The following is a 25403-nucleotide window of genomic DNA, read 5'->3' as shown; positions in this document are numbered from 1 at the left end:
TTTTTTATGTGTTTAATTTTAATTCTCTCAATAAAGATTTTGAAAATTCTCGACAAAAAAGATGTTTTTCGTGAGGAACAACTAATCTTTTTGATCTAAAATTCAAATAATCATACTTCACAATATCTATATCAATAATCCGATCAGTATAACCTAAAGTTACCGTAGAATCTTGATTTCTTCCCATTTCCACTTCTGTCTTTTTAATAAAGTTTAGTAACTGAATTGGAGATAATTGTGTATAAATTACTGCTGCAATATTACAAAAAATATTACAACTAACAAATTCAATAGGTTCCGTATATAAATAATCTGTGTGTTGCGAAATTTTCCCCGCTTCATTGAGACGTTCTAGAGCTTCATCAATATTTTTTTTTTGGTCTCCAATATTACTCCCTAGTAACAAAACTACTTCATGTTGCGACATATTAGATAAATTATTTATTTATGAAAAGTTTCTTTAAAAATGTATTAGCAAATATACTCGCAATTATTATAATTGGAGTTGCATTTTTGTTCTTTTTTATTATAATGATTGCATTCGGGAGTATGAGTAATGAAAAATCAGTATTAGTAAAGAAAAATTCAATATTAACCATTAATTTGACCACACAGATTATAGACAGCCCAACGGAGGAAGAAGTTGATTTATTTGAAATGGGGAGTAAAACAACTAATGTTTTGATATATGATGCAGTAGAGGCTATCAGAAAAGCTAAAAACGATGAGAATATCAAAGGGATTAGTATTGAAGTGGATAATATGAATGCAGGTATTACTCAAATTGATGATATAAGAAGTGCAATTGAAGATTTTAAGAAAAGTGGAAAATTTGTATATTCTTATGGAAATATCGTTTCGCAAGCTTCCTATTACTTAGGATCTGTAGCAGACCAATATTATCTGAATCCAGCAGGTGGGATAGAGCTAAAGGGACTATCTACGGAGGTCGTTTATTTTAAAGATTTTGCAGACAAATATGGTATTGGTGTGGAAGTGATACGTCATGGAAAATTCAAATCCGCAGTGGAGCCTTATCTAAGAAATGATATATCGCCTGAAAATAAAGAACAACTAAGTACTTTGTTGAATGATCTATGGGGAAATACCTCAACTTCAATTGCAAAATCTAGAAAAATTGAGGCCTCAGAATTTAAAACTGTAGTTGATAGCTTATATGGAATGATACCTGATCTAAGTTTGAAATATAAATTGACAGACAAATTGATTCAGAAATCTGAGTATGATCAAATATTAAAATCTAAAATAAGTGTTAAAGCTAAAGATCCTATCAATAAAATATCTTTGCATAAATATATAGACTCTTATACACATAAAAATACTAGTGAAGAGAAAATAGCTGTATTGTATGCATCTGGTGCCATTAACAGTGGAGATAAATACAGTGAAATCTATTCTGAAAAATATATTAAATATATCAATGATTTGCAAAAAGATGAGAAAGTAAAAGCTGTAGTACTTAGAATCAATTCGCCTGGTGGAAGCGCAAATGCGTCTGACGAAATTTTATTTGAATTGCAACAGCTTAAAAAAAACAAACCCTTGGTCGTTTCATTCGGTGATTACGCAGCTTCTGGTGGATATTATATCGCTATGGCAGCTGATAAAATATATTCGGAGCCAAACACGATTACTGGTTCTATTGGTGTATTTGGAGTGATGCCTTACTTTAAAGATATTGCAAATAAAAATGGAGTTCGTTCTGATGTTGTATCTACTAATGCCAATTCAGCCTTTTATTCTCCATTGCAAGGTGTTTCTCCTTATGGTGTAAATCTCATGACGAGAAGTGTAGAAAGTACTTATAAAAGATTTGTACATTTTGTAACTCAAAATAGAAAAAAGACGTTTGAGGAGATTGATAATGTAGGAGGAGGAAGAGTGTGGAGTGGTACGCGTGCCAAACAAATTGGGCTAGTAGATGAATTGGGCTCTATAGAAGACGCTGTAAAATTTGCGGCACAGAAGGCAGGTCTTACATCTTATAGCGTAAATTCTTATCCTAAAAAAATGTCTACGTTTGAGCAGTTATTTCAAGATTTCAATGAAGATGCAATATCTACCCGAATAATTAAAAATAAAATTGGGAAGGCTAACTATGAAGTTCTAGAACAAATCACCGATGAGAAGTTGAAATCTGAAGTGAAAATGGTAATGCCTTTTCAAATTAACATCAACTAAATTTTTAGATCTAAAGTCATTTAAAAAAAAATAATCCGGATTTGAAATTCAAACCCGGATTATTTATGTTTCTTGTTGAGTAAATTCTTTTCTTAACTCTTCCTAGAGGCCATTCCGTATACCCATAAAACAACTAAAGCACCACCAATAGCTAGTAACATGCTTCGGAAGTTAAATCCGTTTACATCTCCCCAACCTAAAAGATAAGTACCAATAAGTCCTCCGACGAAGGCTCCTATTATACCCAAAATAATTGTAATAAGCCATCCTCCACCTTGTGTTCCAGGCATAATCATTTTTGCAATTGCTCCTGCGATAAGACCAAATACGATCCAAGTTAAAATTCCCATAGTTTTAAAATTTAATATTAATGAATTTGATTGATTTTCAAGAATATGATAAAAATCACCTTTTCTTGAAAAAAGAATCTACAAATTCTGTACCATTAAATAATTGTAGGTCGGTCATTTTCTCACCTACACCAATATATTTTACCGGAATCTGAAACTGATCTGATATTCCAATCACTACACCACCTTTTGCAGTGCCATCTAACTTGGTGATTGCTAAAGCATTAACTTCTGTTGCCGCGGTGAACTGTTTTGCTTGTTCGAAAGCATTTTGTCCTGTAGAACCATCTAAAACTAATAAGATTTCATGGGGTGCATCAGGTAAAACTTTTTGCATCACTCTTTTAATTTTAGAAAGCTCATTCATCAAATTGATTTTATTGTGAAGTCTTCCTGCAGTATCTATAATAACAACATCGGCATCTTGCGCTACCGCACTTTGCACAGTATCGAAAGCTACAGAGGCAGGATCCGAGCCCATTTCCTGTTTTACTATGGTTACACCCACACGCTCGCTCCATATGGTAAGTTGATCTACGGCTGCAGCTCGGAATGTATCACCCGCTCCCAAAACTACTTTTTTACCTTCAGATTTGAACTGGTGAGCCAATTTTCCAATTGTGGTAGTTTTTCCTACACCATTTACACCCACTACCATAATAACGTAGGGTTTTTTGGTAACATCTATGTTCCCAGTACTAGCATGTGGATTTTCTAGTAACAAGCCTGAGATTTCTTCGCGCAGAATACGATCTAGTTCAGCTATATTTACATATTTGTCCTTTGCTACACGTTCTTCTATTCTTTGTATAATTTTAATAGTAGTAGAAGCACCAACATCAGATGCAATAAGGATCTCTTCTAGGTCATCTAATACTTCATCATCTACCTTGCTTTTGCCAACTACGGCTTTCGTCATTTTTTCAAAGAACCCATGACTCGATTTTTCTAAACCTTTGTCTAAAGTTTCCTTTTCTTCTTTTTTGAATATATTTTTGAACCAACTCATTTGAAATTCCGAGATTTAACTTGCTATTATCTGAACAAAGATACAAAATAGAGGCTAAATATATTCTTTTTTTATGTATTACTCGTTTTCCAGAAAGTCCAGGCAGTTCCGTTGAAAAAGCAAATCATATTATTAGCCATATCATATACCATCATTCCGGCGGTAGGATTTACCACACTCGAATATTTGTCTACCATAGGTAATACCATTGCCTTATTGTTGTCTTCTAAAACTAAAATACCTTCTGTATTTGTTTTCTCGCCTATTGATACTTTAGCAACAGCAGATTCGGTGAGGTTGTCTTGTAGGCTTTTATCTACTGTACCATCTCCATTAATAGTGAGGTCTACCCAAGTTGCAATAGAATTGGGGTCATCTGTGCCTTTATAATATTTAATTTTTTTATCAGAAGAATCAAATATCATAGTTCCAGGTACTACGTTTATAAGCGTATTTGATGCATTAGTCCAAGGTAAAATAATTCCTCTTTGTTTGGTAACATCATTAGGAGTATAACCGAATTCTAAAGATGCTGAAGGAGAAGACGTACTTGTTTTTCCTATAGCAACCTGAGCTTTTACTACTAAGCTGCTAATTGATAATAATATTATTAAAAAGTATGTTTTCATTTTTATTAATTTACAGTGGGACAGGTTTGTTCAGAGATACACTTCCAAGAAACGCCATCATAAAATTTAAGGCAATTATTTGTGGTGTCATACACCAGCATTCCTTTTACAGGATTGGTGACGATAGGTATTTGCCCGTAATCTAAAGGCAAATTATAGTTTGCTGCCACTCTGTTGAGTACAAAGCCCTTAGTTTTTGATTCTAAAGCTATCCACCCCCCATTTCTTACCATTGGCCAATTGCCCGATTCTTTTCCCGCTCTGCCTAATGATGTAACCCCTAAGGTTGTTGGTAGGTTCCCCACAGTTGATGTATTTGCATTTTTGTAACATAAAGAAAAGTAAACTCCAAAATTGTTATTTAAATAATTATTATTGTTTACATTCACTATTGTCAGCCCATTTAGTGGAGTAGCATCAGTAGATGAAACGTGTTGTAATGAAGGAGAAGTAGGAAGTACAACTTTTACAACATAATTACCAGAAGACAAACCAGAAAAAATATAGGCTCCATCATAGTTTGTTTGCGCAGATTGTAGCAGAGTAGTACCTGCAGCATTATATAATTCTACATTTACTTGATAATAAGGATCTCCATTGGGAATATTAGAATCGCTGTCTAGATATACATTTCCAAGAATATTGAATTGGTTATTTACAATATTTATGAAATGATCTTCTACTTCACCATCTCGCGCATAGCCTGTGGGATGCAGATTTGCCTTACTGCTATATCTTAATCTTGTATAGTAGTTATTGCCAATTGGGATAGTAAGATTGGTAATATCCATTATCGCTTTACCAGTTTTATTGGGCGGAATTACTTTTTGTATCTTTTCGTTATCATCAAAAACTCCGTTTCTATTTTTATCAATCCACATTGTTAAATAAGATACTAAAGGGGAAATATTAACGTAGGGAATTGCAAAATAGCCGTTCACACCTACAGTAGTGTTTGGTAAAGCATCTTCATCATCTATATTTTTATTATCATCAGTATTTGGCTCACTACCAACTATTGGAAGAGTAGGTTGTTCTTCAGAATCAATCTCAGCACCTAGTCTTAATGTAGGAATAGAAATTTTGGATATTTGCCCATTAGATGCTGCTGCATCTTGCTTGTTTGAAGTAAATTTGTTAATGATGATATCTCCATCAGAAAATATACCACCAGAGAATTTATTTTCAAATGTATGATAAGCATTGCCGTAAGAAGATGGCGCATCTGAATAATCTAATTCTTCCAGAAAACCCACAGCAATATGCTGTCCTCCGCCACCTTTTACTTCTATATCTACAAATGGTACATCCTCTGCAAATAGCATTACATCACCTTTTGCATCACCAGAAATCGTTGTATTTCTAGAAGCTTTTATGGTTTTGCCAACGTTAGAAGTATGTAGCTTAATATCAAAATCAGCCCAATTATTATCGTAAATATATTTATCGATCAGTCTTACTTTACCTGATGGCGTAGTTAGAGTATACCATTCGCTCTGACTTCCCAAAGATTCTGTGCCTCCAATTACGATACCCGAAGAATTACCCACTATTCCTGTGGGATCTCTGGCTTGAACAGTCACTCGAAAAGTCACTCTGTTTCCACCACCACCGAAAGAACCCAAATTAGATAAACTTATAACGTTTTGCTGGGCACTAGGCGTTCCAGCAAGAGGAAACCCACCATATCCAAAAGGAAAATTATTTAAGAAATAGCTATCACTTTTCGCAGAATTAAAAACTTTATTCGTTCCCGATATAACCTCTACGCCCGAACTTGTAAAAATCTTAATATTAGATAACGTAATAGTATAGATGATGCCTGCGGGAGAAACAAATGTAGAAACTACGCCGTTTGTAAGGTTATCTCCAGATTGTAGATTATTATTAATATCCCAATTTATCCACCAGATTTTATTTTTATGAAGACCTTCACCTGTAGTTGCTTTGAGAGCTTGAGGTTGTGCGAGAGACACGGTCTGACTATTCAATATACCAAATCCATACAACAATGTGATACATAAAAATTTTAAATGATTCGATAATTTCATAACGCAAAAATAATCAATCATAATACGTTTTTAAACTATAGTTAACTGATGCTGACTATAATACGATTAGTAAGTATCAATATTTTCGAAAATTATATATAGTTAAAATAAAAAAAACTACTCAAATAATGAGTAGTTTGATATTGTAAATAAAGTTGGGAATTATTTTTTCAAATAAACATCCACTTCGTCTGCATTCATTACTTTTTCTTCGAAAATGTAAGCATCTGATTTAGATGACTTCACCATTTTCACAACTTTAGTCATTTTTTTAGACTGTCCGCTTTGTAGGGTTGCTACTACTTTTTTTGCCATGGTAAATTATATTTTATAAATTACTTGATTTCTTTGTGTAAAGTCACTTTTTTAAGAACTGGATTGTACTTCTTAAGCTCCAATCTCTCTGTAGTGTTCTTTTTATTTTTAGTAGAAATGTATCTTGACATTCCTGCTAGCCCGCTCTCTCTGTGTTCTGTGCATTCAAGAATTACTTGAACTCTGTTTCCTTTTTTTGCCATGATTTAGTTCTTTTTAATCAATCCGTTTCTAGTGGCTCTTTCAATCGCCTCTTCGATCCCAATCTTGTTAATTATTCTCAATCCATGAGCTGAAACTTTTAACTTTACGTGCTTATCTTGCTCTGGAAGGTAAAATTTCTTCTCCAATAAGTTAATTTCAAAACGACGCTTCGTTTTGTTATTAGCGTGAGAAACGTTGTTACCAACCATTGCACGCTTTCCTGTTATTTGGCAAATTCTTGACATATCTCGATGTTCTTATTTGTATAATATTTGAGGTTGCAAAATAAAGGATTATTTTTTATATAGACAAGTTTTTATGAAAATATTTAGAATAAAACTTTCTGTATCTTGATGTTGAATGGCAAGAGATTGACTTCAGAATCTCTTAGAAACCCTTTTACTCCTTTCATAATTCCTAAATAGGATAACGCTCTATTTTATTGTTAATTACTTTTTATTTTTATCTAATCTGTTTTGTATTCTTTTAATAAAAAAATAAGCGATTAAAAATCCCAAAGCAAATATTGAAAATCGGGTAAGCAGATCTCCAGATTTCACATAGAAAGTCTGGGTATCATACAATTTCACTTTTGCGTATAGAGCAGTTTTGTCTCCGTAGATCGTATCTTCTACAATATCTCCTCTAGCATCAATATGAGCCGAGATCCCACTATTAGCTGCTCTAGCTATTTCTCTACGTGTTTCTATCGCTCTCAATTTTGCATAAGATAAAAGTTGTTGGTGACCTTGTGATACGCCCCACCAAGAATCGTTGGTCATGATGGCAAGAAAATTAGCTCCTTTCTTCACATATTCCGTTACAAATTCTCCATAGATACTTTCGTAACAGATAATGGGTGCCATTTTTCCTTTATTATAAGGATTAGAAAATGATACTCTCTCTTTATCTGTACCTAATGAAACTACAGATCCTCCAAGATTGAGCATAGCATCTCCTAATAAAGGTTTTAAAACACTCATGTAAGGAAATATTTCTACACCAGGAACTAGTTTACCTTTGTGGTAAACTTCTACCTTTTGGTTGGGTACTATCTGTACTGCCGAATTATAATTTTCTACCCAGATTTCTTGGTTTATTTGGTAAGCCTCTTTAGGAAGGTGATTAGAATCCAAATAAAACCGGTGAGAAGATATACCAGTAGCAAAGACAGATTGAGGATGTTTTCCTAAAAATGATTTTACATTATTCATTAAAAAACTTTTCTCAAATGCCGTTTCGGAAATAGAACCTCTACCGGGTAATGCCGTCTCTGGAGCAATATAATAATCTATCTTACCTTGGCTATGTTGATTTGCAAGCGTAAGCAATTCGTTTTGTATAGTAATACTATCCTTAGCATATTTTTCAGCATACGGATCTAGATCGGGCTGTAGTAATAGCACACCCACTTCGCCAACAGACTTTTCGTTGAAATTATTGTAGCTAATCAAAGAAATCATCATAGGCAAGATAATAAGTAATGCTACAATGGAAGAATTTCTAATCAGAGCATTGCGTTTTCTACCTGCTTCCCAAGTTCTAATCGTATAGAAAATAAATACATTAATAATTAAAATCCAAAAACTACCTCCCGTTGCTCCTAACGTATCATACCATTGTATTATTCTCGGATAATCTGCGAATGCATTTCCTAGATTAAGCCATGGCCAAGTAAATTCCCAATTGAGATGAAACTTTTCAAAACTCATCCAAATAGCTACAAAAAATGCCAGTCCCCAATAAGTGCCTTGTGCATTTTTGTACCAATGGTAGCATTGGAAGACTAAAGAATATAATAATGAATTCACCAACACGGGAAAAACAACTGCCATCAAGGAGTGACTTCCATCAGGATTTTTTGCACCATACAACCATCCTGTGGTCACAATATTCCATATCACAAAACATAGATAGGATAACCCAAAGATAATCCACCCTTTTCTTTTGTATTTAGTAAATTTCGATATTTCGTGTTCCATCATTAAAAGAGGAACAAGTGCTACGAAAATAAAAAACGGAATGCCATAAGTGGGCCACGATAGCGATAATAACACCGCAGAAATGAGCGAAAGTAATATGTATTTCATTAAATTTATTTATGACACAAATTTAATGTATTTGAAATGAATAACTTTGCAAACTATGTTAAAGTCCATTTTCAAATATGCAATATTACCATACACGGTAACTATGCTTTATTTTATGTTCGTTGGGATGGAAAGATCGCAGTACGAGCATAATATTGTAAGGATTGTGCCTGTTTTTTCTACCTTAAAATTTATTAGAGAAGCCAATTACGTGTCAGAAGCATTATTTATCGTGTTCGCAAATTTGGTTATGTTTATTCCTTATGGATTTTTAGGATGGATCTTGCCTAAATGCAGAAACCTGAAATATCTCATTTTCAATTTTATATCTGTAATTACGATTTTAGAGGCACTACAATATTTTAGCCGAATGGGTGTTTTTGATATTGATGATATTATAATCAACACTTTTGGGGTTTATATAGGGTTTCATATATGTATTCTATTAGAAGTGAAGTTGAAAAGATTTGTCTATAAAAATCCCAATACTTCTTATTAAAATTATTGTAACAAAAATGCCTAGACAAAATTATATTATTTGTCTAGGCTTATTCAAAGAGTGAAAATAGAGTAGTATTAGTTTACTTAATATATTTTCTAAATACAGTAGAATAATTATCATTAAAACTAATAAATTCAATCTCTTTATATGGGATTTTGCAAGGCTCATTATCTAGCTTTCCGGTGGAATCATAGTTATGAATCATCACAGATTTATTTTTTACCTTAGTAATTTCTCCTATTGTGAAAAAATCGTGTTTTTTATCAGCACTTTCTATAATACAATGAAAATTTTGTTCTTGTAAAGATTTGAACAATTTTTCAGAGCTCTTTAGTGATGTAGAATCTATCACTTTATGATTAAAAGAAAGCAATCCTTCTTCGGAAAGTATTTTTTTGTGAACCTTCTCGTTATCATTATATCGAATGGAAGAAATCCTCTCGTAAGGTAAAATTCTAAATCCAACAAGCATAAAATCATACACTTCCTGTAGCATTACATACTGATCAGAAAACTTTACGATTATACCAGAAGCACTTTCTTCAGGACTTTCCTCAGTAAGGAAAATTTTCACGTAATTTTTTTTGTCAATATGCAATTGAATGAGTCTTTTGAAATCTTTTTCTGACAATTTTTTTCCCATGTTATTTAATTTTTTTTATAAAATATTAACTTCCCTTTCTAGTTCTATCCCGAATTTTTCTTGTACTGAGTCTATAATCAGCGTAGAAAAATCAAATATTTCCTTTCCAGAAGCATTTCCAGAAGCATTGATGATAACTAATGCTTGCAGAGCGTGGGTGGCAACATTACCTATTTGTTTACCTTTCCAGCCGCATTGTTCTATCAACCATCCTGCAGGTACTTTTACATATTCTGCATTTGGATATCCTGGTATAGTTTCAAATGTACGTTTTAATTCTTCAAATTGTGCTAACGGAATGGAAGGATTTTTAAAAAAGCTTCCTGCATTCCCTATTTTTTTAGGATCTGGAAGTTTGCTATGTCTAATGTTGATTACCGCTTTAGAAATCTCCTGAATAGTTGGATTTGAAATGCCCAAATTTTCCAATTCAGATTGTATAGCACCATATTCAGATTTTATTGCATGATCTTTTGTAGTTAGTTTAAAAGTAACCTCTATAATGACATACTTACCTTTTCCCTCTTGTTTGAAAATAGAATCTCTATATCCAAATTTGCAACGTTCTAGATCGAAATCTTCTATCTCCAATGTTTCCAAATTCAGCGCTTTGCACGACACGAAATGATCTTTTATTTCCGTTCCGTACGCTCCAATATTCTGTATTGGGCAAGTTCCTACATTTCCTGGAATAAGAGAAAGGTTTTCTAGTCCGCCATAGTTTTTATCCAAGCAATATTGTACAAATTCATGCCAGTTTTCCCCTGCCATAGCAGAGATTAACACTTCATTATCATTTATATTGAATTCAGAAATTCCTTTTAAATTTAATTTAATTGCCAATCCATCAAAATTCTCCGTCAACAAAATATTACTTCCGCCACCCAAAAATAAAATTTTAAGCTTTTGAGAAGTTGAAGTAGTAAGAATTTGTATCAATTCTTCCACAGTATTTGCCTCAGCAAAATAGGTAGTAGTAGCTTCTACACCAAATGTATTGTACGGTAGAAGAGAAAAATTATTTAGCATAATGATGTTAAAAAACGATATTGAATTTAGATTTTCTTTTTTATAAAAGAATAGAAATATACAGACAAATTATGAATAAAATTATTGTGGAATTATTTTATTTAAATTCATTTTAAATTTTTCGAATTGTGGATAATGTATGGAGTCATTATAGGTGTTCACATAAACGTGAGATTTTCTAGAAGTTTTTATCTGAAAAGTCTCATCCATTCCGTCGATAGCTTGTATGCTTTCAGAGCTTTTTATGTGATTTAGATCTTCGATGAGGAAAGAGGAAGTAAGTTTTTGCCAATCTTTTGGCTGTAGTGCTTGGTGTAATTCCTTATGATTTTTAGGATTTGAATTCCCTTTTTCTACATGTATAGAATCTTGGGTGATTTTAATGATATTGTAATTTCCTAGTCTTCCTCCAACCGTTGACATCCCAATAAAAGTAATGGTTTCAGGACCTTTTTGGTCGGCTTTTGAAGTAGTTTTTTCTTCTTTAGAACAAGAAAAAAAAGTCAGCAATAAAAACATTAAAAATAGACCTTTCAAAATACTTGTTTTTATTGCTGACATGAGTTTAGAAATTAAAGATTAAATTCTAATTTATATTTTTCTAAAGCATCTTTTAAGATGGCTGCACTTTTTCTTAAATCTTCTTCTTTAAGAACGTATGCAATTCTTACTTGCTTTTTACCCAATTCTGGGTTGCTATAGAAACCTCCAGCTGGCGCCACCATAATGGTCTCGTTGTTCAGTGAGTATTTTTCTAATAACCATTGTGCGAAAATTTCTGTATCGTCTACAGGAAGTTCTGCTACACAATAGAAAGCACCTTTAGGTTTTGGGCAGATAACGCCTGGTATAGCATTCAGTAGATCTACCAAAACATTTCTACGGTGTGTATATTCTTCTCTTACAGCGCGTATGTAAGCTCCATCGTTTTGGTGCGCTGCAGTTGCTGCAATTTGTCCTAATAATACTGGACTCAGCCTAGCTTGTGCAAAAAGCATCGCAGCATCGTGTATTTTTTTAGAACGAGTAATCATACATCCAATTCTGATACCGCACATAGAGTAACGCTTAGATTCAGAATCGATGATAATACAGTTTTCGCTTAGTTCTGGGAAAGCCAACATAGAAACTTGTTGTTTTCCATCATATACATATTCTCTGTATACTTCGTCAGAAATAACTACGATATCATATTTAAGAGCAATTTCTGCTAATTTTTGAAGTTCTTCTTTTGTGTACAAGTAACCAGTAGGATTTCCTGGGTTACAAATAACTATAGCTCTTGTTTTTGCAGTGATTTTCTTTTCGAAATCTTCTATTGGAGGAAGTGCAAAACCAGTATCAATAGTAGAAGGCACAGCTACTACATTTACATTGAAGGTACTTGTAAAACCATTATAATTAGCATAATAAGGCTCTGGAATAATAACTTCGTCCCCATCATCACACAAAGTAGAGATTGCGAAATTCAACGCTTCAGAACCACCATTGGTTACAATGAAATTATCTGGCGTAAGATCTGTAAAATCTAGCGTGTGGTAATACTCTGTAAGTGCCTTTCTGTATTCTATATTACCTTCAGAAAGAGAATATTCTAGTACTTTTAAATCAATGTTTTTTAAGGCTGTAAGAGCCGTTTCTGGAGTTTCAATATCTGGCTGACCGATGTTCAGGTGATATACTTTCATTCCTCTTTGTTTTGCTTTTATGGCAAAAGGAACGAGTTTTCTTACCGGCGAAGCGGGCATTTTCTGTGCTCTGTTGGAGATATTTGGCATTGTTTTTAAAATTTGTATGACAAAAATAGTATTTAATTCGTCAATAATGAAATTATAAAGATTTTGTATAAGGATAATATTAAAAATTGTTACTTTAGAAACTCAATTCAAACTGAATTCTATGCAAATAAAATCCACTTCTATAGAAGATTATATCTCGCAAATACCAGAAGATAGACAAGAATCTTTTCTGAAATTATTTCAAACAATTGATGCTCATTTGCCACCAGGTTTCCAGAGTAATGTAAGTTTTGGTATGGTAGGTTGGGCAGTGCCGCTTTCTACTTATCCTGCAGGTTATCATTGTACGCCAGGTTCTGCTTTGCCTTTTATAAATTTGGCTTCTCAAAAAAACTTTGTCGCGTTGTATCATATGGGATTGTATGCAAAAAAGGAATTGCTAGATTGGTTTGTAGAGGAGTTTCCGAAACATTCTAAGAAAAAATTGGATATTGGAAAATCTTGTGTCCGTTTCAAAAAAATGGAAGATATTCCTTTTGATTTGATTGCCGAGCTGAGTGAAAAAATGACTGTAGAAGAATGGATCAATTTATATGAAATCAATTATAAAAAATAGTTTTATCCCAAATATTCTGATTGTAATCGGTCTAGTACTTTTCAGTTGCAAAAATTCGATAAACAATGATCTGAAGAACGGAGATTTATTATTCGTAACTGCTAATAGTACAGGATTATCGGGTGCGATAAACGATGTTACACAAAAAAGTGAGAGGGCAGCTTTCGATCATATCGGAATTCTAAAGAAAGAAGGGAAAACGCAATATATATTACACGCTGCACCAAAAGGTGGCTCTCAAAAACAAAAGTTAGAAGATTTTATGTTTCAACAAAAAGCTGAAGGTCAGAAAATTGTAGTCTACAGATTGAAATCAGCATATCAGAAAAATATTGCTAAAGCATTACAAAATGCGGAAAGTATGTTGGGAAAGCCTTACAATTTTAATTATATTTTGGATGATAACAGTTATTATTGTTCAGATTTTATAGAAAGGGCTTTTAGAGAATTTGGAGTTTTTACGCTTGAACCGATGACATTTAAAGATCCAAAAACAGGAATTACAAACAATTTTTGGGCAAAATTTTATAAAGAGAAAAATTTGGCTGTACCAGAAGGTGAGTTGGGTTGTAATCCAAACGGATTGGCGTCTTCGGAAAATTTACTTCGAATAAAAGAATTATAAGGAAGTGTAACAGCTTCTTTTTTATTTAATACAGGAGATTTAGTTTGATTTTAACAATAAAAGTTGCAAAGAAAATCTCTGAAAATAATGATTTGAGGAGTTAAAATAATGTTTTGTAATATTTAATTCTGCTATAATTTTATACAAAGCTTTTGAGACTTTTGCGGTTTTTAAAGCATCATCACCAAAAACTTTTTTCAAAAAATAATAGTCTACTAATTTGGTAGACTAATAATTTGTAATACATTTGTTTGAAATTAAATAAAATTTCTGCTCATGTACTTGAGAAGTTAACCCCAAAAAAAGAAGTTATGACGACGCCAACCGCGCAATTTTTGCAAAGCAATTTACCATCTATCAAAAAAGAACTCGTAATAGAAATAGAACTTAATGGAAAAATGAAATTCGAAAATCTTTTAGATTGCATTCATATCCAAATGGGTATCAATTATAAGGTGCTTTGTGCAAATGTGGAGTATAAAAATGGCGCAAATTTCGGTTCTTTTCAGTTGTATCTAAAAGTTACGGCAGAAGAATATAGCCAATTGGAATTTTTCTTAAATAAAAATAAATTACTAAATACTACGGTGGAATACACGTGTAGGAAGTACTTTTGATTTGTAAAACTGTATATTTTTAAGACGCTCAATTATTTGAGCGTTTTTTTTACGTTTATATATTCCAAAAAACTTATTTTTAAACAAATTAAAAACACCAAATTATGTTCGTACCAATTATTATCGTTGGCCTTTTTGTAATCGCAATACTGTATGGAGTTTCGATATATAATAAGCTTGTAAAACTAAAAAATCTTGTTCAGGAAGCGTGGAGTAGTATTGATGTAATGCTGAAAAAGCGTCACGACCTTATTCCCAATTTAGTAGAAACAGTAAAGGGCTACGCCACACATGAAAAATCTACGCTAGAAGGTGTGATCAATGCTAGATCTCAAGCATTGGGAGCTAATACGATGGAAGGCAAAGAAGTGGCAGAGAAAAATTTAAACCAAGCCATGATGAATCTATTTGCTGTAGCCGAACAGTATCCAGATTTGAAAGCAAATAGTAATTTCCAGCAATTACAAGCCGAGCTTACCTCAATAGAAGGTGATATAGAAAAATCTAGAAGATATTACAACGGCACAGTTAGGGATAATAATACATTAGTAGAATCTTTCCCGAGTAATATTTTTGCTAATTTATTCAAGTTCGAAAAACAAAAATTCTTCGAGTTGGATAATGTTGCAGAAAGAGTATTTCCTACTGTAAAATTTTAAAGGATGAAATGGCAATTTATATTGGCGTTTCTATTTCAGATTACGTTATTTCATGCTCAGGATACCGACTATGCAGATCAAACCATCGCGGTAAGTGCAGAAGATTATCAGGAAACCAAGAGCGAGAAAATCTACAATTTCCATTCGGATATTGTAATAGATAAAGAAGGCTTGGTAACTGTTACCGAGAAGATAAAAGTATATGCTAATGGTAATGAGATCAAGAGAGGGATTTTCAGATCTTTACCTCTAAAGCTAAATATCAATGGTAAAAAGCTTAAAGCCAAGTACAAAATCGTTTCTGTATTGAAGAACGGACAAACGGAGCCTTATAAAACAGAAGATGATAACCTTTTTTTGAAGATTTATGTTGGGGACAAAGATATTTTTTTGGAGCCTAATGTATATGACTACGAAATAAAGTACACAACAACCAAGCAGATAGGATTTTTTGATAATTATGATGAATTTTATTGGAATGTAAGTGGTACAGATTGGGATTTCCCGATAGATAGTATTTCTGCACAAGTTACACTTCCCAATGATGCAACAATTATTCAAAACTCTTGTTATACCGGAGTTTTCGGAAGCACAGAGAAAAATTGCACCTCGAAGTCTATAGATTCTCATACGATGTATTGGGAAGCAAAAGGATTGGGAAGCCATGAAGGTCTTACCATTGCTGCAGGTTTCAACAAAGGAGTATTTTTGCCACCACCACCGCCTAATATGCTGGAGAAATATGGTATTTTATGTTTTCTTGGAGCAGCATTTCTCGGATTGTTAACTTTCTTATATAGTCAGTGGAGAAAATATGGAGTAGATCCAGAAAAGCCAACTGTGTATCCACAATTTAATGTACCAGAAAATCTTTCACCAGCTGCATTGGGATATTTGCATCATGATAGACTGCAAAGTAATTTTGTTACTTCTTCCATCGTCAATTTGGCGATTAAAGGGTATTTAAGAATTGAAGAAAGTCAAGATTCTGGTATTTTTGGAATTGGTAGAAATAAAATATTTAAATTAATTAAACTTAAAAATTCAGATTCTACTTTAGCAACCGAAGAGCTTGCATTTTTTGATGATTTTTTTGCTAAAAAAAGTGTTGTAACTATCACTGGAAGTTATAATAGTAGAATAGAAAGCGCGATGAGTCATTTCGAAACTGATTTGTTGAGAAATTATAATCCAATTTTAAAGGAAGGTAACAATTTGGTTAAAATTACAAAACCTGCATTCATAATAATTGGATTGTATTTAGTTGGACTTTTGGGAAGCTTACTGATCAATATAGATGAGATAGGAAAAGTATTTCTAGGACTTATTTTATTAGCGGCAGTATCTCTACTAACAACAATTGCAGTTTCTATCATGAGAAATGCGAAGAGTAAAAAGTTCAAAGTAGGATGTATTACCATATTTATTGGCTTTTTCATAGGAAGTTTTCTACTGAGTTTTATTCTACCTGTTTTCTTGTTTAGCTTTAATTCTGATGTAGACACCAACTTCAAATGTTGTTATCTGTTTCTAATAACATCAAGTATTATTCTTGTAATATACAGTTACCTTATCAAAAGACCTTCTGAAGAAAAACTAAGAATAAAATCTTTGATAGAGGGTTTCAAAATGTATATGGGAGCAGCAGAAAACGAACAATTGAAATTCCACAATCCACCCAATTTTACGCCTCAGTTGTTTGAGCAGTATTTGCCTTACGCCATTGTTTTGGGTGTGGACAAAATTTGGGGAGAAAGATTTGCTTCTCTGCTTCAAAACAGCTCTATGGATTATAATACAGGTTGGTATATGGGCGGAATGATGAATGTATCTTCATTAGGAAGTTCTCTCAATTCTTCGCTTACAGATTCTTTATCCAATGCATCTACAGAACCTTCTAGTTCATCTAGCTCTTCTAGTGGTGGTAGCGGAAGTTCGGGCTCTAGCGGCGGAGGTTCTTCTGGCGGTGGTGGTGGAGGTGGAGGCGGCGGCGGATGGTAATTCGTTCTTCGCTGAGGTTTAACACTCAATAAAAATAGCGTTCGGGAAATTTCCTGAACGCTATTTTTTTATATTTAAATTGAATTAAATTAAATTCTTTCGATATCAGCACCAATGGCTTTTAGTCTACCATCAATGTTTTCGTATCCTCTATCTATTTGTTCGATATTATGAATTATAGATTTTCCTTCTGCAGATAAAGCAGCAATAAGCAATGCATTTCCTGCTCTAATGTCCGGAGAAACCATAGTAGTACCTCTTAGCGGACTTTCTTGGTTCATCCCAATAACAGTAGCTCTGTGCGGATCACATAGGATAATTTGTGCACCCATATCGATCAATTTATCAACGAAAAATAATCTAGATTCGAACATTTTTTGATGAACTAATAAACTTCCTTTTGCTTGTGTAGCTACTACCAAAATGATGGATAATAAATCTGGAGTAAATCCTGGCCAAGGAGCATCTGAAACTGTAAGGATAGATCCATCTATAAATTTCTGAATTTTGTAGCTCTCTTGAGAAGGAATATAGATATCATCACCACTTTGCTCTAGCTGAATTCCTAATTTTCTGAATGTATTTGGGATTACACCTAGCTGGTTCCAATTCACATTTTTTATCGTGATTTCAGATTTCGTCATTGCAGCAAGACCAATCCAAGATCCAATTTCTACCATATCGGGTAGCATTGTATGCTCGGTTCCTCCAAGGTGCTTTACTCCTTCTATTGTTACAAGATTAGATCCTATACCCGAAATCTGCGCACCCATTCTATTCAGCATTTTGCAAAGTTGTTGCAAGTAGGGTTCGCAAGCAGCGTTGTAGATTCTTGTTTTACCTTTCGCCAATACAGCAGCCATAATAATGTTGGCTGTACCAGTAACGGAAGCTTCTTCCAAAAGGATAAATTTTCCGTTTAGTTCTTTGGCTTTTAAAGAATAGAAATATTCTTCCTCATCATATTTAAACTCGGCTCCAAGTTCTACTAATCCTTGAAAGTGGGTATCCAATCTTCTTCTTCCAATTTTGTCGCCTCCAGGTGTTGGCATATAAGCCTCACCATATCTTGCCAACATTGGACCCATCAGCATGATAGATCCTCTTAGTTTTGCTCCGTCTTTTTTGAACTCATTAGATTTTATATAATCAAAATTTACATTGTCTGATCTGAAAGTAAAATCGCCATGAGCATTTTTGGTTACTTTAACTCCAAAATCCCCCAAGATTTCAATCAGTCTGTTGACGTCATGGATGTCTGGTATATTTTTTATTCTAACCTCCTCATCTGTTAATAATACTGCGCATAAGATTTGTAAAGCTTCATTTTTCGCACCTTGTGGAGTGATTTCACCATGCAGTCTTTTTCCTCCTCTTATTTGAAATGTACCATTCATTATCTTCTATTCTGGTTATTGTTGTTATTATTAAATCTTTTTTTATTTGTTTGATTTCTATTTTGGTTGAGGTTTCTATTAGCGTTATTTCTATTGGCAGTTGCGTAATAGATTTTGCTTTTTTCCAAACTCTCAATATTGGTAAGATCTAGTCTGTTTTCAGACAAAGTCTTTAGATGACGAAAGATTACATCGTCCGTTACATGTTCTTTATTATAAACATTGTAAGACTTCTTCATATTATTAGCAATAACTTCTATCAGGGCTTCTTTTTCATCACCCGGCTCAAGTTCTATTGCTTTCTCTATCAATTGAAGAATACTTTTTCCGTAAAATTTGAAATCACCTTGAAGTTTTGGGTAATCCATTTTCTTTGGTTTTTCTGCCAATTCTTCTTTTGTCGGGAAAGGGTAAGTAGGGTCTATATCCAAATCATGATTGGATAAGATATATAGATGGTCCCAAAGTTTATGTTTATAATTGTCTTCGTCTCTTAGTTGTGGGTTTCTTTGTCCCATAAAATCGATAATCGCCATTGCCATTTCGTTTCTCTCTTCTTTTGTAGAAAGCTTTTTGCAACGCTCAACCAATTCTTGTATAATTCTGCCATATTCTGGCATATTAAGCTGAGTTTTTTGGGTATTGTATTCCATAGTCTGCAAATATATGGATTAATAAAAAAAACGATTAAAAAACTTTAGGGTTTGTGATATTTTAATAAAAATTTATAATTTTGAAAGAACAAAATATAGGAGCAAGCATAGATAAATATAGTTACAGTACTGATATAGACGTTATTTATCTCATTTTAATTTCTGTATCTTCTATTGATCTCTTGAAATACTTTATTAAGTCTTGCCTCTGTACCTCTGTTATTTTTGCATCCTGATGACCGATAAAATAGGATTCTAAGGGCATTTCATTTTTTTCTATCATCTCCACACATTCTTCCATCTTTTTAATCTGTCGTTTTGGTTCGTACATCGCAAAAGTAGAAAAATTAAGGTGTTTTCTTCCCTCTTTAATATGGTTTTGGAGAAGCCAGGAGGCAGGCGCAATATTAGAATACCAAGGATATTTAGATTCATTAGAATGGCAATCATAACAGGAAGTAGTTATGATTTTTGCAATAGGTTCTGGCGTATTTTTTATAGATAAAAAATCCATCCCTTTGTCTATTGGGGGGTTGGATTTATCAATAGGGAAAAACTGGATAATTATAAATGCCACTAATAGCACAACTAAAAACTTTTTCATAATACAAATACAATAAAATTAATAACTTGAGTCTATTTTACTTTAAAACGTATTGATTGACTAAATTTATGAAAAATTTTATTATAATTTAAACCTAAGAATAAAAGGTTACCAAAAATCATTTCTTTATAGTAAAGAATAAAGCCGTACCTTTGCAAAAAATTGGGCTCCAATGGTTGGAGTAACCCATTGATAATCTTATCCTAAGCTTTGTCGAAGGATTATTAAACATTTTTATGTCAAATATTGTTGCTATTGTTGGACGTCCCAATGTTGGGAAATCCACACTTTTTAATCGTCTTTTAGAGAGAAGAGAAGCCATTGTGGATTCTACTGCAGGTGTTACCAGAGACCGTCATTATGGAAAATCTGATTGGAATGGGGTAGACTTCACTGTTATTGATACAGGTGGATATGATGTAGGTACAGATGATGTTTTCGAACAAGAAATCCGTAAACAAGTACAGTTGGCTATAGATGAGGCTACTTCTATTATCTTCATGATGAACGTGGACGAAGGCCTTACCGATACAGACCATGAAATCTACGAATTGCTGAGAAGATCAAACAAAAAAGTTTATATTGTTGTCAATAAAGTAGATACCAATAAAGAAGAATTGGCAGCTACCGAATTTTACCAATTGGGTATAGAAAAATATTACACCTTATCATCAGCTACAGGTTCTGGTACAGGAGAAATATTAGATGCTGTAGTGGGAGATTTTCCTAATACAGAATATAATGACCCTTTCGAAGGTTTGCCAAAAATTACCATTGCAGGTAGACCCAATGTGGGGAAATCTACACTTACCAATGCATTATTAGATGCAGATAGAAACATTGTGACAGATGTAGCAGGCACCACAAGAGATAGTATCCAAACTTTGTACAACAAATTTGGACACGAGTTTGTTTTGGTAGATACTGCAGGTATGCGTCGTAAATCTAAAGTAAACGAGGATCTAGAATTTTACTCTGTAATGAGATCTATCCGTTCTATAGAATTTTCAGACGTTGTTATCATCATGGTAGATGCTACATTAGGTTGGGAATCTCAAGATATGAATATCTTTGGTCTTGCGCAGAAAAATAGAAAAGGAATTGTCATTGTAGTGAACAAGTGGGATCTGATCGAAGATAAAGAAACCAACACGATTAGAGATTTCGAACAATCTATTAGAGCAAAAATTGGTCAGTTTAGCGATATTCCTATTCTTTTTGTTTCTGCACTTACAAAACAGAGAATTCTGAAAGCCGTAGATATGGCAATGGTTGTTTACGAAGATCGTAAAAAGAAAATCAAAACTTCAAAATTAAATGAAGTGATGCTTCCTATCTTCGAGCGTACTCCGCCGCCAGCTATCAAAGGGAAATACATTAAAATTAAATATTGTGTACAGCTTCCTACGCCTTCTCCTCAATTTGTGTTTTTCTGCAACTTGCCTCAATACGTGAAAGAAGGTTACAAAAGATTTACAGAAAACCAATTGAGAAAAGAATTCGGGTTCACCGGAGTTCCTATTGAAATTTATTTCAGACAAAAATAAAAAATACCGATCCCTTTTAGATTTAGTCTAAGAGGGATTTGTTTATATCACCTAATTTTATTAAAAGTTATTCAACAAGATGACCGTAGAATTATCAAAACAATTTTCATTAGTAAATACATGGATCAACGAACTACGAAATGTAGAGGTTCAAAACGATCGAATGAGATTTCGTAGAAATATGGAACGTATAGGCGAAATTGCCGCTTTTGAAATTAGTAAAGGTTTAGAACAAAAGGAAATAGAAATTCAGACTCCTTTAGATACCATCAAAGTTCAAGAAATAGCTGTACAGCCAGTTATTACAACGATTCTTAGAGCTGGCGTTCCTCTGTTTCAAGGAATTCTTAATTATCTGGATCATGCAGATTGTGGTTTTGTTGCGGCATACAGAAAACATGATGCTAACGATTATTTTTCTATAAAGCAAGATTATCTTACTTGCCCAAATATAGAAGGCAGACCGCTTATTGTTGCAGATCCAATGCTCGCAACTGGCGCCTCTTTAATAGAAGCCATAAAAGATTTGCTTACTAATGGTAATCCTTCTCAACTTCACGTGGTAGTGGCTATTGCGTCAAAACAAGGAATAGAAGTGATAGAAAAAGCATATCCCAATGCCAAAATTTGGGTGGGTGCTATAGATGATCAGCTGACTTCCAAAGGGTATATTACGCCCGGTTTGGGGGATGCTGGAGATCTTAGTTATGGGGAAAAACTTCAGAGATAATTTCAAAATTATCTCTGACAGTAATTAGTTTATTATGAAAAACGCTAATGAAAATAATATTAAATTGTATAGTATGTGATATCATAAATTATGCACTAGGCCAAATTCCTTCGTAAGCTGCATTACCATAATTTATTTTTTCTGCACACACGATAAAATTGATCAGCACAGAATTTTGGTCTACTGCATCAAAGTCAACTTCGTGCTGGATAACGTATCCGTTTTCCCAATTTAGGGTAATCAAAGTTCCTTCTTCATGAGATTTGTTGAAGGTTATTTCACCCGTTGTTGGCTTATATTTACCGTTCAATAGACTTTCTAAGATTTCAGATTTCTCAGTTGCTTCTATTGTTAATTTAATAATTGCGTTAGAGGGATCAGAAGCTACACGTCCAGAAACGTCTGTAGATCTAGATACACTATAATTTAGCTTTAGTAATTTTTGCCCTTCACTTCCATTGAATTTGCTGCCATAATCTTTTTATTTTAAATTAATATTTTGTGATTATAATAGTATTTGTTTAGCAAAGATAGAAGCGTTAGTGGCTACCGTGAAACATTTTCGTAGTTATTTCAAATTTTGTAGTAGTATTACGATTTCTTGTAGTATTACTACTTTCAGTATAAAAAGAGAAATAAATCCTTTGTATTTTTAGATGTGTGAAATTTTATTCATCTACCGCCATAACCAAAATGCTTATTTTATTACTCTCATCAAAAAGCAATTCCCAGGCAATTGTAGCTAGTGTGTTTCCTGTGGTAAAGACATCATCTATCAGCAAGATATGTTTCCCCGAAATATCTTTGGTTAGAGAAAAAGTGTTTTCTTTCCCTAATCTTTGTACTTTGTCTCTTAAGGCCTGTGCTTTACTATATCTATTTCTGGCAACCAAATCATGATCTATAGGGATTCTGTAATAATTGGCTATTTCGTTGGCAAAAAGATGAAGTTGGTTGTAGCCTCTTTCTTTGTGCTTTTTTGGATGCAAGGGTACTGTAACAATCAAATCAGGTTTGTCTGTTCCAAAATTCAATCTCTCAATAGTCCATTCTGATAATATTTTCCCAACAATTTCTCTGCTTCTATATTTTAACTCATGAATAATTTTTCTGCTTAGATTTTCTTTTTCAAATTTCATCAGTGCATAAGCATTTTCCACAGGAAACAAAAGTTTACATTTTTTTTTAAGATCATTTTCACCAGAAAAGTCAAAATGCGTAAAATGAATTTGCTCAAAACAAACTCCACAAACAATAAGTTTCGCATCAATTATACGGTTGCAGTGCAGACAACGATTGGGGAAAAATAGATCGAGAAACATAATACTTATATTTACAGACTAATATAGTGTATAAAGATCAAAATAGGTTTATCAATAAATATTATTTATTAGAATCACATGCTATTTAATAGCAGTCCTTATATATAGGCCATAATTTTTATCTCATGGGGTTTAACTATTCTAATGGAAAATCCTTTTGAGTACTTAACAAAACCTGAGTTCGGTTTAAGCAAAATTTAAAAATAATTGATCGTCATTTACTTTTTTCCAATTAAGTGACGGATTTTTTGGAAATAAACAGTATGCTGTCAGCCCTCCCAAAATATTCATTATAAAATTGTTCACACTGCGATGTCAGGTGTGTTCAACCTAACAGTGATTCTTCAATTCATCATTTATGGTTTCAATGATGGCTCTTTTTCTGAGCAAAATCTCGTTTTCCATATTCATAGTATGATTTTTTATATTCTTTCTTAGCTTTGTAAATAATTGAATTCCATCTGCAAAAAGCATCTCCCACAGGGCTTTTGAATGGTATCCTTTATCGGCAAACAATTTCCCATACAGTTGCTTGGTCATCTTCTTAACGTGTGTTGGATTTCGATCATCCACATTTCCTTTTGTCACATAGAAAGATAAAAGTTCTCCCTCTTCATTGCATACCAAATGCAGTTTGAAACCGTAAAACCAGCCCATTGAGGATTTTCCGCGTTCTGACAGACCTTTGAAAACTTTATGATTATATATTCTTTGGTTTCTGCAAACTTTCAAAGTTGTACTATCCATAAAGCTTATTCCTGTGCATTTTCCCAGACATTTTTCTTTTAAAAATATGGCAAAAACATCAAAACATCTTTGTTGAAGTTCGATAAACCTGTTGTAGGAAAGACTGTTTGGAAACAGATTTTTCCTATACCCACAAACTATTTCTTTGTAATAATGCTTAAACGTTTTGTGAGCTCCCAAATGAAAACCTATTATGCTTGTGATAATTTCAGAATCAAGCATCTTTGAATTTCTGTTCCTTCTCCTCTTGTTGTCTCCTAAAGCATCAAGCTTTAATTTTTTAATTTGTGCATCAAACTCTTTATAAAAATCATCAATTTGTAAAAAAGTATTTATAATTTGGTCTTTCAATTCATAGCAATAAATCGTTTAAATATTTGAATGACAGAAACTTAAATATACGAATTATTGCTATTCTTTACAAATTATATCTCATTTTTTATCCCGAACTCAGGTAAACATAAGATCAGATGAAAAACTTTGACCCTGCCAATTTTGCCCAATCACCAATTACTATCTTACGACATCCATCAACCAATTTCATAGCCATTTCCGGCTTTCACTACTCGCTTTTTTGTGTCCACGGCAAATCCTCGCCACAAAAAGAGCTCAAATCTGCCGAAGTGATTGGACGAAGTCAAACAAGCCGTTCAATCCGGGCTATTGCTTACCCACACCAAATTCTAGAAAATATCCAAACCTCAAAGGTTTTCAAAACTTTTAAGTTTTAATAATAATATCAAGATCCAGGAAATCCCAGATTTCCAAAACTTCTGTGTTCTTCTTCGAACATAGAATCACACATCTCAAATGACTAATGTGTCTAAAACTATCCATTGAAATAACCTCTTTCGTCCCTTTTGAAGTCAACAAAAGTCATCTTAAGTATATTGTTACAAGAAAGTAGCTTTCTAAACCTTCAGGAAATCTCAGATTTCCCAAACTTCTGATCTCTTCCTCCAACATAGAATTATTTTTTATATGACTTAGGTGTCGAAAACTTCTCATTCCAAATAAGCCCTTTATTCCCTTTGAGGTTTAAAGACATTCTAACAATAAAAACTTCAAAATCCGAATTTAAACTTTTGTATCCATTTTTACTTTCTGATTTACAGTAAATTA

28 protein-coding genes and 1 pseudogene are annotated in these 25403 nt (G+C 33.2%); 10 read left to right on the top strand and 19 right to left on the bottom strand.

Annotated features, from left to right (window positions below; genetic code table 11):
- Positions 1–4: 4 nt before the first annotated feature.
- Positions 5–427, bottom strand: coding sequence for a 2-amino-4-hydroxy-6-hydroxymethyldihydropteridine diphosphokinase (gene folK / locus ACKI42_RS00145; RefSeq protein ID WP_407401197.1), 423 nt, complete (start codon positions 425–427; stop codon positions 5–7).
- Positions 428–447: 20 nt separating this feature from the next.
- Here folK and sppA point away from each other — a divergent pair, with 20 nt between their 5' ends.
- Positions 448–2202 (top strand): signal peptide peptidase SppA, encoded by a 1755-nt coding sequence (gene sppA / locus ACKI42_RS00140; protein WP_407401195.1) that lies wholly within the window; start codon positions 448–450, stop codon positions 2200–2202.
- 92 nt (positions 2203–2294) lie between these two features.
- Here sppA and ACKI42_RS00135 read toward each other — a convergent pair whose 3' ends face one another.
- From ACKI42_RS00135 to lnt, 8 genes are all read right to left on the bottom strand, one after another.
- A complete protein-coding gene (locus ACKI42_RS00135; protein ID WP_407401192.1) occupies positions 2295–2552 on the bottom strand; it encodes a GlsB/YeaQ/YmgE family stress response membrane protein in 258 nt (85 codons plus the stop codon).
- A gap of 55 nt (positions 2553–2607) precedes the next feature.
- On the bottom strand, positions 2608–3561 hold the full coding sequence (gene ftsY / locus ACKI42_RS00130) for a signal recognition particle-docking protein FtsY (RefSeq protein WP_407401190.1): 954 nt from the start codon (positions 3559–3561) through the stop codon (positions 2608–2610).
- Between the two features lie 71 nt (positions 3562–3632).
- Positions 3633–4190, bottom strand: a complete 558-nt coding sequence (locus ACKI42_RS00125) for a hypothetical protein (protein WP_407401188.1) — start codon at positions 4188–4190, stop codon at positions 3633–3635.
- Positions 4191–4195: 5 nt separating this feature from the next.
- Positions 4196–6166 (bottom strand): CshA/CshB family fibrillar adhesin-related protein, encoded by a 1971-nt coding sequence (locus tag ACKI42_RS00120; RefSeq protein WP_407401186.1) that lies wholly within the window; start codon positions 6164–6166, stop codon positions 4196–4198.
- Positions 6167–6403: 237 nt separating this feature from the next.
- Positions 6404–6556, bottom strand: a complete 153-nt coding sequence (locus ACKI42_RS00115) for a DUF4295 family protein (protein WP_407401184.1) — start codon at positions 6554–6556, stop codon at positions 6404–6406.
- A gap of 20 nt (positions 6557–6576) precedes the next feature.
- Positions 6577–6759 carry a 50S ribosomal protein L33 gene (gene rpmG, locus ACKI42_RS00110; protein ID WP_407401182.1) on the bottom strand — a complete coding sequence of 61 codons (183 nt, stop codon included), beginning with the start codon at positions 6757–6759 and terminating at the stop codon, positions 6577–6579.
- A 3-nt stretch (positions 6760–6762) separates the two neighbouring features.
- Positions 6763–7005 carry a 50S ribosomal protein L28 gene (gene rpmB, locus ACKI42_RS00105; RefSeq protein WP_407401180.1) on the bottom strand — a complete coding sequence of 81 codons (243 nt, stop codon included), beginning with the start codon at positions 7003–7005 and terminating at the stop codon, positions 6763–6765.
- A gap of 204 nt (positions 7006–7209) precedes the next feature.
- Positions 7210–8850, bottom strand: coding sequence for an apolipoprotein N-acyltransferase (gene lnt, locus ACKI42_RS00100; RefSeq protein ID WP_407401178.1), 1641 nt, complete (start codon positions 8848–8850; stop codon positions 7210–7212).
- A 55-nt stretch (positions 8851–8905) separates the two neighbouring features.
- Between lnt and ACKI42_RS00095 the strand changes: the two genes are divergently transcribed.
- Complete coding sequence (locus ACKI42_RS00095) at positions 8906–9349, top strand: VanZ family protein (RefSeq protein WP_407401176.1); 444 nt, start codon at positions 8906–8908, stop codon at positions 9347–9349.
- 82 nt (positions 9350–9431) lie between these two features.
- On the opposite strand, the gene ACKI42_RS00090 is transcribed toward ACKI42_RS00095, so the two are convergent.
- From ACKI42_RS00090 to ACKI42_RS00075, 4 genes are all read right to left on the bottom strand, one after another.
- The gene (locus ACKI42_RS00090; protein ID WP_407401173.1) at positions 9432–9995 is read right to left on the bottom strand and encodes a hypothetical protein; all 564 of its coding nucleotides are present in this window, start codon (positions 9993–9995) and stop codon (positions 9432–9434) included.
- Positions 9996–10010: 15 nt separating this feature from the next.
- A complete protein-coding gene (murB, locus tag ACKI42_RS00085) occupies positions 10011–11030 on the bottom strand; it encodes a UDP-N-acetylmuramate dehydrogenase (RefSeq protein ID WP_407401287.1) in 1020 nt (339 codons plus the stop codon).
- Positions 11031–11105: 75 nt separating this feature from the next.
- The gene (locus ACKI42_RS00080; RefSeq protein WP_407401171.1) at positions 11106–11585 is read right to left on the bottom strand and encodes a hypothetical protein; all 480 of its coding nucleotides are present in this window, start codon (positions 11583–11585) and stop codon (positions 11106–11108) included.
- 11 nt (positions 11586–11596) lie between these two features.
- Positions 11597–12802, bottom strand: coding sequence for a pyridoxal phosphate-dependent aminotransferase (locus ACKI42_RS00075; protein ID WP_407401169.1), 1206 nt, complete (start codon positions 12800–12802; stop codon positions 11597–11599).
- 121 nt (positions 12803–12923) lie between these two features.
- Between ACKI42_RS00075 and ACKI42_RS00070 the strand changes: the two genes are divergently transcribed.
- The 5 genes from ACKI42_RS00070 (at position 12924) to ACKI42_RS00050 (ending at position 17281) form a co-directional block, all read left to right on the top strand.
- Positions 12924–13379 carry a DUF1801 domain-containing protein gene (locus tag ACKI42_RS00070; RefSeq protein WP_407401167.1) on the top strand — a complete coding sequence of 152 codons (456 nt, stop codon included), beginning with the start codon at positions 12924–12926 and terminating at the stop codon, positions 13377–13379.
- On the top strand, positions 13357–14004 hold the full coding sequence (locus ACKI42_RS00065) for a YiiX/YebB-like N1pC/P60 family cysteine hydrolase (RefSeq protein WP_407401165.1): 648 nt from the start codon (positions 13357–13359) through the stop codon (positions 14002–14004). The genes ACKI42_RS00070 and ACKI42_RS00065 overlap by 23 nt, the downstream gene beginning before the upstream one ends.
- Before the next feature lie 311 nt (positions 14005–14315).
- Positions 14316–14621, top strand: coding sequence for a cysteine methyltransferase (locus ACKI42_RS00060; protein WP_407401163.1), 306 nt, complete (start codon positions 14316–14318; stop codon positions 14619–14621).
- Between the two features lie 104 nt (positions 14622–14725).
- On the top strand, positions 14726–15280 hold the full coding sequence (locus tag ACKI42_RS00055) for a LemA family protein (protein WP_407401161.1): 555 nt from the start codon (positions 14726–14728) through the stop codon (positions 15278–15280).
- Positions 15281–15283: 3 nt separating this feature from the next.
- Positions 15284–17281, top strand: coding sequence for a DUF2207 domain-containing protein (locus ACKI42_RS00050; RefSeq protein WP_407401159.1), 1998 nt, complete (start codon positions 15284–15286; stop codon positions 17279–17281).
- 89 nt (positions 17282–17370) lie between these two features.
- Here ACKI42_RS00050 and murA read toward each other — a convergent pair whose 3' ends face one another.
- The 3 genes from murA to ACKI42_RS00035 form a co-directional block, all read right to left on the bottom strand.
- The gene (murA, locus tag ACKI42_RS00045; RefSeq protein ID WP_407401157.1) at positions 17371–18678 is read right to left on the bottom strand and encodes a UDP-N-acetylglucosamine 1-carboxyvinyltransferase; all 1308 of its coding nucleotides are present in this window, start codon (positions 18676–18678) and stop codon (positions 17371–17373) included.
- A complete protein-coding gene (locus ACKI42_RS00040; protein WP_407401155.1) occupies positions 18678–19331 on the bottom strand; it encodes a DUF4290 domain-containing protein in 654 nt (217 codons plus the stop codon). The genes murA and ACKI42_RS00040 overlap by 1 nt, the downstream gene beginning before the upstream one ends.
- 145 nt (positions 19332–19476) lie before the next feature.
- Complete coding sequence (locus ACKI42_RS00035) at positions 19477–19935, bottom strand: heme-binding domain-containing protein (protein ID WP_407401153.1); 459 nt, start codon at positions 19933–19935, stop codon at positions 19477–19479.
- 236 nt (positions 19936–20171) lie between these two features.
- Between ACKI42_RS00035 and der the strand changes: the two genes are divergently transcribed.
- On the top strand, positions 20172–21482 hold the full coding sequence (gene der / locus ACKI42_RS00030; protein WP_407401151.1) for a ribosome biogenesis GTPase Der: 1311 nt from the start codon (positions 20172–20174) through the stop codon (positions 21480–21482).
- Between the two features lie 79 nt (positions 21483–21561).
- Positions 21562–22212 carry a uracil phosphoribosyltransferase gene (gene upp / locus ACKI42_RS00025; RefSeq protein WP_407401149.1) on the top strand — a complete coding sequence of 217 codons (651 nt, stop codon included), beginning with the start codon at positions 21562–21564 and terminating at the stop codon, positions 22210–22212.
- 88 nt (positions 22213–22300) lie between these two features.
- Here upp and tssD read toward each other — a convergent pair.
- The 3 genes and pseudogenes from tssD to ACKI42_RS00010 all read right to left on the bottom strand — a co-directional run.
- Positions 22301–22678 (bottom strand): annotated as a pseudogene (gene tssD / locus ACKI42_RS00020) (type VI secretion system tube protein TssD); the annotation flags it as partial.
- A gap of 202 nt (positions 22679–22880) precedes the next feature.
- Positions 22881–23534 (bottom strand): ComF family protein, encoded by a 654-nt coding sequence (locus ACKI42_RS00015; protein WP_407401147.1) that lies wholly within the window; start codon positions 23532–23534, stop codon positions 22881–22883.
- Positions 23535–23864: 330 nt separating this feature from the next.
- On the bottom strand, positions 23865–24632 hold the full coding sequence (locus ACKI42_RS00010; RefSeq protein ID WP_407401145.1) for an IS982 family transposase: 768 nt from the start codon (positions 24630–24632) through the stop codon (positions 23865–23867).
- A 119-nt stretch (positions 24633–24751) separates the two neighbouring features.
- Between ACKI42_RS00010 and ACKI42_RS00005 the strand changes: the two genes are divergently transcribed.
- On the top strand, positions 24752–25012 hold the full coding sequence (locus tag ACKI42_RS00005) for a hypothetical protein (RefSeq protein ID WP_407401143.1): 261 nt from the start codon (positions 24752–24754) through the stop codon (positions 25010–25012).
- Positions 25013–25403: the final 391 nt, after the last annotated feature.

The sequence above is a fragment of the Chryseobacterium sp. genome (assembly GCF_045629545.1).
Lineage (GTDB): Bacteria > Bacteroidota > Bacteroidia > Flavobacteriales > Weeksellaceae > Chryseobacterium.
This window is presented reverse-complemented; position numbering and strand designations above follow the sequence as displayed.